Origin of the sequence: Streptomyces sp. NPDC056452, assembly GCF_042796085.1 — a bacterium.
Taxonomy (GTDB): Bacteria; Actinomycetota; Actinomycetes; order Streptomycetales; family Streptomycetaceae; genus Streptomyces.
This window is the reverse complement of record NZ_JBHTRI010000010.1, coordinates 207,645-217,858: the sequence shown is the minus strand read 5'-3', so window position 1 is coordinate 217,858 and position 10,214 is coordinate 207,645. Positions and strand designations below refer to the sequence as shown.

Sequence of the window (10,214 nt, the reverse complement as noted above, 5' to 3'; positions counted from 1 at the left end):
CGGTGCGGTCGTCCGCACCGGCCGCCCGGCTCGGGTCACTTGACCTTGATCTGGTCGTACACCGGGACGCTGAAGACGTTCAGGGCGACGTTCTCCACCCGGTCCGAGTAGCCGGCGCTGCCGTTCTGGTACCAGAGCGGGATCACGGGCATCTGCTCGGCGAGGATCTTCTCCGCGTCCTGGAAGGTGCTGACGGCCGTGGCCTTGTCGGTCTCGGCGTTCGCCTTGTTGACCAGGCCGTCGAACTCCTTGTTGGTCCACTTGCCGTCGTTGGACGGGGCGTTGGTGTAGTAGAGCGGCTGGAGGAAGTTCTGGATGAGCGGGTAGTCCATCTGCCAGCCCGCGCGCCAGGCGCCGGTCAGCTTCTGGGTGGAGACCTGGCTGCGGAAGTCGGCGAACGTGCCGACCGGGCTGCCGACACAGGCCTTGTTGTTGCCCATGACGTTGTTGATGCTGTTGCAGACCGCGTCGACCCATTCCTTGTGGGAGCCCGTGTCCGCGTTGTACGAGATCTTGAGCTGACCGCCGGGGATGCCGCCGCCCTCCTCGATCAGCTTCTTGGCCTCGGCCTTGTTGTACTCGCACGGGTCGCCGCACAGGCCTTCCTTGAAGCCGCCCTCCTCACCGAGGACCGGGGAGGTCCAGTCGGAGGCGGGGGTGCGGGTCTTCTGGAAGATCTGGTCGGTGATCTGCTCCCGGTTGATGGCCATCGACAGGCCCTGCCGGACCTTGACCGCGTCGGGCGTGTTCCAGGCGTCCACGTAGAACGGGAAGGCGAGCGTCTGGATGATGCCGGCCGGGGTGTTGATGTACCGGTCCCCCAGGTCCGCCTCGACGTTCTTGAGCTGCGAGGCGGGCACGTCGTCGACCAGGTCGAGGTTGCCTGCCGTCAGGTCGGTGTAGGCGGTGTTGTTGTCGGTGTAGACCTTGAGGTCGATGCCGCCGTTCTGCGCCTTGTCCGTGCCGGGGTAGTCGTCCCACCGGCGCAGGTTCATCGAGGAGCCCTTGGCGTACGAGTCGACGGTGTACGGGCCGTTGCCGACCGGCTTGGAGAGCCAGGCGTCGTGGTCCGAGTAGAAGGTCTTGGGCAGCGGCACGAAGGCCGCGTAGCCGAGGGTGTCGGGCCAGAGCGAGAACTTCTGGGACAGCTTGACCGTGAAGGTCGTCCCGTTGACCACCTTGAGGCCCGAGAGGGTGTCGGTGGAGGCCTTGCCCGCCTCGGGGTGGGCCTTGTCGTAGCCGTCGATGTAGGCGAAGAAGTACGCGTTCTTCTGGTTGTTCTTCAGCGCCGCGCCGTAGTTCCAGGCGTCGACGAACGACTGTGCGGTGACCTTCTCGCCGTTGCTGAAGGTCCAGTTGTCCTTGATGGTGATGGTGAAGTTCTGCGAGTCGGTGGACTCGATCTTCTCGGCGATCTCGTTCTCGGCCTCGCCGGTCTTGGGGTCGTACCGCACGAGCCCGCGGAAGAGCATGTCGAGGACCTTGCCGCCCTGCACCTCGTTGGTGTTGGCCGGCTCCAGCGGATTCTGCGGGTCGCCCCAGGAGGAGCTCACGATCCCGTCCGCGCCGCCACCGCCACCGCTGTCGTCCCCGCCGCCGCAGGCGGTAGCCGCCAGGGCGACGGCGACCGCGCATGCGGCCCACCTGGCGTGTGTGGCTCCGCGCATGGAGTGCCTCCTAGGGTTCCCGTGAGTAGCTCAATGCCTCATATCACCCCATATGACACTGCGTCGCATGTTCATGTCCGCCGTACGGGGACCGGCCCGAACGCACGAAGACGCCCGGCCCCACAGGGGGCCGGGCGTCTTCCGTTCAGCTGACCGACGAGCTACGCCGCGTGCACGACGTCCTTCTCCTCGGCGAAGTGGCACGCCGACTCGTGCGCGGCCGGAGTGTCCGAGGCCTTGAAGCGCTCGGGGATCGCCAGGAGCGGCACCTCGGTGGCGCACTTGTCCTGGGCCTTCCAGCACCGCGTACGGAAGCGGCAGCCCGACGGCGGGTTGGCCGGCGAGGGGACGTCACCGGTGAGGATGATCCGCTCGCGTCCGTCACGGGCACTCGGGTCCGGAACCGGGACCGCCGACAGCAGCGCCTGGGTGTAGGGGTGCGTCGGGTGGTCGTAGATCTGCGTGTCCGTACCGATCTCGGCCATCTTGCCGAGGTACATGACGCCGACCCGGTCCGAGATGTGCCGGACGATCGACAGGTCGTGCGCGATGAAGAGGTAGGAGAGGTTGAACTCGTCCTGGAGCTTCTCCATCAGGTTGATGACCTGCGCCTGGACCGACACGTCGAGCGCGGAGACCGGCTCGTCGCAGATGATGATCTCCGGGTTGAGCGCGAGGCCGCGGGCGATGCCGATGCGCTGGCGCTGACCGCCGGAGAACTGGTGCGGGTACCGGTTGATGTACTCCGGGTTCAGACCGACGACGTCCAGGAGGTCCTGCACCTTGCGGCGCCGCTCGCCCTTCGGGGCCACCTCGGGGTGGATGTCGAAGGGCTCCCCGATGATGTCGCCGACCGTCATGCGCGGGTTCAGCGAGGTGTACGGGTCCTGGAACACCATCTGGATGTTGCGGCGCACGGCCTTCAGCGCACGGCCGGACAGCCTGGTGATGTCCTGGCCCTTGTAGAAGACCTCACCGGCGGTGGCCCGCTCCAGCGTCATCAGGAGCTTGGCGACCGTGGACTTGCCACAGCCCGACTCGCCCACGATGCCGAGCGTCTCGCCCTGGTAGAGATCGAACGAGATCCCGTCCACGGCCTTGACCGCGCCGACCTGCTTCTTGAACAGGATGCCCTGGGTCAGCGGGAAGTGCTTGACCAGGTTGCGCACCTGGAGGATGGGCTCCCCCTGCGAGACCGGCGCGTCGATCGCCGCTACGGCCTCCGACTCGGTGACCGCATTGACCGTCGCCACTTCGGTGACGTTCGGGGTGGCGTCCACGGGCTCCTTCTCGAGGTCAGCCATGGATCGTCTCCTTCCAGAAGTGGCAGGCGCTGCCGCGGCCGACCAGCTCGGTACCGTCCTGCTCGGTGACCGGGCGCAGTGCCGGGATCTCCGTACGGCAGATGTCCTGCGCCATCGTGCAGCGCGGGTTGAAGGCGCAGCCGGACGGCACGTGCAGCAGGTTGGGCGGCAGGCCCTTGATCGCGTAGAGCTCCTGGCCCTTCTGGTCCAGGCGCGGGATCGACTCCAGCAGACCCTTGGTGTACGGGTGCGCGGGGCGCTTGTAGATCTCGTGGACCGGTGCGGTCTCGACGATCCGGCCCGCGTACATCACGGCGATCTTGTCCGCCACGTCGGCGACGACACCGAGGTCGTGCGTGATCAGGATCAGGCCCATGTTGAAGTCGCGCTGGAGCTCCGCGAGCAGGTCCATGACCTGCGCCTGGACGGTCACGTCGAGCGCCGTGGTGGGCTCGTCCGCGATGATCAGGTCGGGCTCCAGGGCCAGCGCCATCGCGATCATGATGCGCTGGCGCATACCGCCGGAGAACTGGTGCGGGTAGTCGTTGACCCGCTCCTTGGCCGCCGGAATGCGTACCCGGTCCATCAGCGCGATGGCCTTGGCCTTGGCGTCCTTCTTGGAGAGCCCCTGGTGCACACGGAACATCTCGCCGAGCTGGTAGCCCACGGAGAGCACCGGGTTCAGCGAGGACAGCGCGTCCTGGAAGATCATGGCGATCTTCTGGCCGCGGATCTGCCGGCGCTCCTCGTTGGACATCTTGAGCATGTCCTGGCCGCGGAAGAGGATCTCGCCCTTGGGGATGCGGCCCGGGGGCATGTCCAGGATGCCCATGATCGCCTGAGCGGTCACGGACTTGCCGGAGCCGGACTCGCCGAGCACGGCGAGGGTCTCGCCCGCGCTGACGCTGTAGTTGACCCCGTTGACGGCCTTGGCAACGCCGTCACGGGTATGGAACTCCACGTGCAGATCGCGGACTTCGAGCAGCGGGCCGCTCTCGTCGTTGGAACCACGCGGAGCAGGAACATCCGCCGTCTTGTCGATGATGGTCATGTACGCCTCCCTCAGCGCAGCTTGGGGTCGAGGGCGTTGCGTACCGCATCGCCGAGCATGATGAACGCCAGAACGGTGATCGACACCATGACCGACGGGATGATCAGCACGAACGCGGCGTTGCGCAGCTGCTCCTGGCCGGAGGAGATGTCCACACCCCACGACACGGTCGGTTCGGCGAGGCCGATGCCCAGGAAGGACAGCGTGGCCTCGGCCGAGATGTAGCCGCCGAGCGCGATGGTCGCGACGACGATCACCGGGGCGATCGCGTTGGGCAGGATGTGACGGAGCAGGATGCGGGTGGTCGAGGCGCCGAGCGCCTTGGCCGCCATCACGTAGTCGGCCTGCTTGATCGTCAGTACGGAACCGCGTGCGACACGGGCGATCGAGGTCCAGCCGAGGAAGGCCAGGGCCAGGATGACGACCCAGATGTGGCGCTCCGAGAACGAGGTCAAGACGACCATCGCGCCGAGGATGAACGGCACGCCGAAGAAGATGTCGGTGACCCGGGAGAGCAGGGTGTCGATCCAGCCGCCGAAGTAGCCGGCGAGCATCCCGACCACGGTGCCCAGGATGGTGACGAGGGCGGTGACGACGACGGCGACGGTGATCGAGGCGCGGGCGCCGTAGACGACACGCGCGTAGATCGAGCGGCCCTGGATGTCGTACCCGAACCAGTCCTCCTGGAAGAAGTTCCCCCACTTGGGCTTCTGCAGGTAGTGGTGGGCCAGGTCCGCGTAGCGCGGGTCCGCGCCGGTGAACAGGCCGGGGAAGACCGCCATCGTCAGCAGGAAGACGATCAGGACGGCCGAGACGACGAACAGCGGGCTGCGCCGCAGGTCGTGCCAGGCGTCCGACCACAGGCTGCGGGGCTTGCCCACCTTGGCGGCGGGAGCCGGTGCGGTGGTCGCCTCGGGCAGCTGGCCCGCGGTGGTTTCCTTGAGCGTCTCAGGCATAACGGATCCTCGGGTCCAGGACCGCGTAAAGCAGGTCGACGACCAGGCTGGCGACGAGATAGACGATGACGATCAGCGTCACGATGCCGACGACCGTGGCACCCTCGCGGTGCCTCAGCGCGTCGAAGACGGCGGAGCCGACACCCTTGACGTTGAAGATGCCCTCGGTCACGACGGCGCCGCCGAGCAGCGCACCGAGGTCGGTGCCGAGGAAGGTGACCACGGGGATCATCGAGTTGCGCATCAGGTGGACCCCGACGATGCGGCGTCGCGGCAGCCCCTTGGCCACAGCGGTACGCATGTAGTCGGAGCGCAGGTTCTCCGCGACCGAGGTACGGGTCAGTCGCGCGACGTACGCGAGTGACAGGGACCCGAGCACGACCGCGGGCAGGATCAGCTCGTCCCAGCTGGCTTCCATGCTCACGTTGGGCTGGACCCAGCCGAGCTGGAAGGCGAAGAAGTACTGGCCGAGGAAGCCCAGTACGAAGGACGGCACGGAGATCAGCAGAAGCGTCAGTACGAGCAGTCCGCGGTCCCGGAAGGTGTCGGCCTTCAGACCGGCGAAGATGCCCATGGAGATACCGACGAGGACCGTGAAGATGAAGGCAAACAGGGCCAGTCTGACTGTGATCGGAAATGCTTCCGAGATGATGTCCGCCACCGGTCGGCCACTGGCGATCTGTGTGCCGAAATCACCCTGGAAAAGGCCGATGAGGTAGTTCCAGTACTGGTGCCAGAGCGGGAGGTCGAGACCCAGCTCCTTCTTCATGTTCGCGATCTGCGTCGGGTCGACGGTCTGCTCACCTGCGAGCGCGCGCACGGGATCGCCGGGCAGCGCGTACATCATGGAGAAGACCAGCAACGTTGATCCGAGGAAGACCGGGATCATCTGGAGCAGTCGCCGCGCGACATAACGCCCCATGTTTGCCTCCGATTTAGGGATAATGCAGCCCAAGGGCCGCTCTCCGGATTCGAAGAGCGGCCCCCGGGACCTACTGCCTGTGTGGGCGGCTGATGGCCTGGTGGGGGCCCTCAGGCGGTGTTACTTGGCGACGGTGACTTCGGTGATGTTGTAGTCACCGTGGAAGTCGACGGTCACGTTGTCGACTGCCTTGGAGTAGCCACCGTTGGTCTTGTACTCCCAGAGCGGGATCGCCGGCATCTTCGTCAGGACGAGCTTCTCGGCCTCCTGGTAAGCCTTGATCGACTCGTCCAGGGTCTTGGCGTTGTCGCCCTTCTTGAAGGCCGCGTCGACCTCCTTGTCGGAGAACCGGCCGTTGTTCGCCTCAGCGGTGGTGCCGTACAGCTCCCGCATGAAGTTGACGTTCAGCGGGTAGTCGGCCACCCAGCCACCGCGGTACATCGACTTGACCTGGTCGTTGTCACGCGCTTCCAGGTCGGTCTGGAAGTCCGGCTTGGCGTCCGGGATGCAGTCCACACCGGTGGAGTTGCGGATGGACTCGCAGACCGCGGTCACCCACTCCTTGTGACCACCGTCGGCGTTGTACTGGATCCAGATCTTGTTCTCCGGAACGCCGCCGCCCTCGGTGACGAGCGCCTTCGCCTTGGCCGCGTCGAACTTGAACACGTCGGTGCCCAGGTCCTGGTTACCGGCCACACCCGGGGGCGTGAAGCTGGTGGCGGGCTTGCGGGTGCCGTTGAGCACGGTCTTGGTGATCGTGTCGCGGTCGATACCCATCGACAGACCCTGGAGGACCTTCGGGTTGATGCCCTTGAAGGTCTTCGAGTAGAAGGTCGGGACGAGCGACTGGATCGCCGCGTACGGCTGGTCGATCGCACGGTCGCCGAGGTCCTGCTTGTACTTCGGCAGGTCCTTCGGGCCGACCTGGCGGATCATGTCCAGGTTGCCGGAGAGGAGGTCCTGGTACGCGGCCTCGACGGTCGCGTAGTTCTTGAAGAGGACACCCTTGTTCTTGGCCTTGTTCGGGCCCTGGTAGTCAGGGTTGGCCTTGACGCGGATGAGCTTCTTGTGGTCCCACTTCTCGAAGATGTAGGGACCGTTGCCGACCGGCGCCTGGCCGAACGCCTTGGTGTCCTTGTAGAACACCTCCGGCAGCGGGGCGAAGGTCGCGTAGCCGAGCTTGTACTCGAAGTACGGCACGGCGGTGTTGAGCTCGATCGTGAAGGTGGTGTCGTCGACCAGCTTCAGACCGGACATCACGTCGGACTTGGGGTCACCCTTCTCGGGGTGGACGTCCGCGTAACCCTTGATGTCCTCGAACCAGAAGGCGTTCTGCTGGTTGTTCTTGCTGTTGGCGTACCAGTTCCACGCCTTGATGTACGAGTCGGCGGTGACGGGGGTGCCGTCGTGGAACTTCCAGCCGGCCTTGAGCTTGACCGTCCACGTCTTGGAGTCGGTCGTCTTAACGGACTCGGCGTTCGTGTAGACGATGTTGCCGTCGGCATCGAAGTCCAGCAGCTGCGTGAACAGCGACTGGATGACGTAGCTGCCGAGCGACTCGTTCGTGTCGGCCGGGATCAGCGGCTTCTGCGGCTCGCCGACGTCGATGGACACGTAGCCCGCAGGCTTGCCCTTCTCCTTCGAAGCCGAGTCGCTGCTGCCGTCACTGTCGCCGCCGCCACAGGCGGTCGCGGCCAGGGCGATGATTGCCGCTCCCGCGACCCACTTGGCGCTCTTGGCACCGCGCATGGGTTTCCTCCTCATGAGTCCACTTTTGACTACAAGAGGGGCACTGGAGAGATCCACCGACACCCCTGACGGCGATCGTTTCAGTGCCCCGAGTGTGCTCGTGAGTCCGCACTCCCCACAGTGCGTCGACCCATTGACCCGAGCTCAATGGAGCCAACTATTAAGGAACACCGAGCTGTAAACCACACTTAAAGGGTCTCGGTTTGACAACATCAGGAAGCCGTGGTTGACCGAAATCCGGACAAAGGGATCCCAGACAGACACCCGCGAAACGGACCGTTAACACATGTTCCGGAGAGCGACGCCCGATATCCGGACACCTCGGTCAGAAAAACCGATTGACGAAAGGCCCGGCCCCCCACAGTCTCTGCGGGGGGCCGGGCCTCATGTCAATGGCTAGTGCAGGCGGTTCGCCGGCCGAAGCGGGCGCTCCGGATCAGGCGTCAGCCGTTCTTCGCACGCGAGGCCGTACGGCCGCGCTGCTTCTGGTCCAGGACGACCTTGCGGATACGGACCGTCTCCGGGGTCACCTCGATGCACTCGTCGTCGCGGCAGAACTCGAGCGACTGCTCCAGGGAGAGCTTGCGCGCGGGCACCACGTTCTCCGTGGTGTCCGCGGAAGCCGCACGCATGTTGGTGAGCTTCTTCTCCTTGGTGATGTTCACGTCCATGTCGTCGGAGCGCGAGTTCTCACCGATGATCATGCCCTCGTAGACCTCGGTGGTCGCCTCCGTGAAGATGACACCGCGCTCCTGGAGGTTGACCATCGCGAACGGCGTCACGACGCCCGCACGGTCCGCCACGAGCGAGCCGTTGTGACGGGTGCGCAGCTCGCCGAACCACGGCTCGTGGCCCTCGAAGAGGGAGTGCGCGATGCCCGTACCGCGGGTCTGGGTCAGGAACTCCGTACGGAAGCCGATGAGGCCGCGGGACGGGACGATCCACTCCATGCGGACCCAGCCCGAACCGTGGTTCGTCATCGTCTCCATGCGGCCCTTACGGGTCGCCATGAGCTGCGTGATCGCGCCGAGGTGCTCCTCGGGCGAGTCGATGGTCATGCGCTCGATCGGCTCGTGGGTCTTGCCGTCGACCTGCTTGGTGACCACCTGCGGCTTGCCGACGGTGAGTTCGAAGCCCTCGCGGCGCATCGTCTCGATGAGGATCGCCAGCGCGAGCTCGCCACGGCCCTGGACCTCCCAGGCGTCGGGGCGCTCGGTGTCCAGGACGCGGAGCGAGACGTTACCGACCAGCTCGCGGTCCAGACGGTCCTTGATCTGCCGGGCGGTGACCTTGTGGCCCTTGCCGCCCTTGCCGACGAGCGGCGAGGTGTTCGCACCGATGGTCATCGAGATCGCAGGCTCGTCGACCGTGATCAGCGGCAGCGCGATCGGGTTCTCGAGGTCGGCCAGGGTCTCGCCGATCATGATGTCCGGGATACCGGCGATGGCGCAGATGTCGCCCGGGCCGGCCACCTCGGCGGGCTTGCGGGTGAGCGCCTCGGTCATCAGCAGCTCGGTGATGCGCACGTTGGACATCGTGCCGTCGCGCTTGATCCACGTGACCGTCTGGCCCTTGCGGAGCTCGCCCTGCTCGACGCGGCACAGCGCGATACGGCCGAGGAAGTTGTCGGCGTCCAGGTTGGTGACGTGGGCCTGGAGGGGCGCGTCGGCGTCGTACTCCGGGGCCGGGACCGCGGAGAGGATCGTGCTGAAGAACGGCTCCAGGCTGTCGCTGTCCGGCGGAACCGTGCCGTCCTCGGGCTTGGTCAGCGAGGCGACGCCGTCACGGGCGCAGGCGTAGACGATCGGGAACTCGATCTGGTCCTCGTCGGCGTCCAGGTCCAGGAAGAGGTCGTACGTCTCGTCGATGACCTCGGCGATCCGGGAGTCCGGGCGGTCCGTCTTGTTGATGCACAGGATGACCGGCAGCCGGGCCGTCAGCGCCTTGCGGAGCACGAAGCGGGTCTGCGGGAGCGGCCCCTCGGACGCGTCCACGAGCAGGACGACCGCGTCCACCATCGACAGGCCTCGCTCGACCTCACCACCGAAGTCGGCGTGGCCGGGGGTGTCGATGATGTTGATGGTGATGACGTCGCCGCCATCTTTCGGGTGGTACTTCACGGCCGTGTTCTTGGCCAGGATCGTGATGCCCTTCTCACGCTCCAGGTCGTTCGAGTCCATCATGCGTTCGTCGAGGTTCTCCGCGGCGTGGGCCGCGAAGGCGCCCGCCTGCTTGAGCATGGCGTCGACCAGCGTGGTCTTGCCGTGGTCGACGTGGGCGACGATGGCTACGTTACGGATGTCGTGGCGCGTGGGCATGGGTGGCTTGCGCTTCTCTCGGATCGTGGGATCAGGCGTCTCAGTCGGTCTCGAGTCCTCGTACGCCCGCCGGGCGGACACGCCACGGCTAGTCCAATGGTACGGGCCCGACGCGTCCTGGGCTTCCCGGCCCGATCCGCAGGACCGGACTCCAAGCAGTATTCAGCCGATATTCAGCCGGTATTAAGTCATCATCCGACCTGTGACCGGCCGGACGGAGGGGGGTGTGGGGGGGTGAGCAGCCCGG

General features: G+C 65.9%; 7 protein-coding genes. All 7 read right to left on the bottom strand.

Annotated elements, in window-relative coordinates; all coding sequences use genetic code 11:
- Nucleotides 1-35 precede the first annotated feature (35 nt).
- Nucleotides 36-1,667, bottom strand: a complete 1,632-nt coding sequence (locus ACFQ6X_RS13110; RefSeq protein WP_383180358.1) for an ABC transporter substrate-binding protein — start codon at nt 1,665-1,667, stop codon at nt 36-38.
- A 161-nt stretch (nt 1,668-1,828) separates the two neighbouring features.
- Entirely contained in the window at nt 1,829-2,971 is a 1,143-nt protein-coding gene (locus ACFQ6X_RS13105) for an ABC transporter ATP-binding protein (RefSeq protein ID WP_383180355.1), read from the bottom strand.
- Nucleotides 2,964-4,022, bottom strand: a complete 1,059-nt coding sequence (locus ACFQ6X_RS13100; protein WP_383180353.1) for an ABC transporter ATP-binding protein — start codon at nt 4,020-4,022, stop codon at nt 2,964-2,966. The genes ACFQ6X_RS13105 and ACFQ6X_RS13100 overlap by 8 nt, the downstream gene beginning before the upstream one ends.
- Before the next feature lie 11 nt (nt 4,023-4,033).
- Nucleotides 4,034-4,978: an ABC transporter permease gene (locus ACFQ6X_RS13095; RefSeq protein ID WP_383180350.1), complete on the bottom strand. Its 945-nt coding sequence runs from the start codon at nt 4,976-4,978 to the stop codon at nt 4,034-4,036.
- Nucleotides 4,971-5,900 (bottom strand): ABC transporter permease, encoded by a 930-nt coding sequence (locus tag ACFQ6X_RS13090; RefSeq protein ID WP_383180347.1) that lies wholly within the window; start codon nt 5,898-5,900, stop codon nt 4,971-4,973. Before ACFQ6X_RS13090 ends, ACFQ6X_RS13095 begins: the two co-directional genes overlap by 8 nt.
- Nucleotides 5,901-6,020: 120 nt before the next feature.
- Nucleotides 6,021-7,649, bottom strand: a complete 1,629-nt coding sequence (locus tag ACFQ6X_RS13085; protein WP_383180344.1) for an ABC transporter substrate-binding protein — start codon at nt 7,647-7,649, stop codon at nt 6,021-6,023.
- A gap of 443 nt (nt 7,650-8,092) precedes the next feature.
- The gene (gene typA, locus ACFQ6X_RS13080) at nt 8,093-9,967 is read right to left on the bottom strand and encodes a translational GTPase TypA (protein ID WP_329207749.1); all 1,875 of its coding nucleotides are present in this window, start codon (nt 9,965-9,967) and stop codon (nt 8,093-8,095) included.
- Nucleotides 9,968-10,214: the final 247 nt, after the last annotated feature.

Excerpts from the sequence above, each read along its gene's own strand:
- typA (WP_329207749.1), bottom strand. The coding sequence starts at position 9,967 with ATGCCCACGCGCCACGACATCCGTAACGTAGCCATCGTCGCCCACGTC.
- ACFQ6X_RS13085 (WP_383180344.1), bottom strand. The coding sequence starts at position 7,649 with ATGCGCGGTGCCAAGAGCGCCAAGTGGGTCGCGGGAGCGGCAATCATC.
- ACFQ6X_RS13090 (WP_383180347.1), bottom strand. The coding sequence starts at position 5,900 with ATGGGGCGTTATGTCGCGCGGCGACTGCTCCAGATGATCCCGGTCTTC.
- ACFQ6X_RS13110 (WP_383180358.1), bottom strand. The coding sequence starts at position 1,667 with ATGCGCGGAGCCACACACGCCAGGTGGGCCGCATGCGCGGTCGCCGTC.
- ACFQ6X_RS13105 (WP_383180355.1), bottom strand. The coding sequence starts at position 2,971 with ATGGCTGACCTCGAGAAGGAGCCCGTGGACGCCACCCCGAACGTCACC.
- ACFQ6X_RS13100 (WP_383180353.1), bottom strand. The coding sequence starts at position 4,022 with ATGACCATCATCGACAAGACGGCGGATGTTCCTGCTCCGCGTGGTTCC.
- ACFQ6X_RS13095 (WP_383180350.1), bottom strand. The coding sequence starts at position 4,978 with ATGCCTGAGACGCTCAAGGAAACCACCGCGGGCCAGCTGCCCGAGGCG.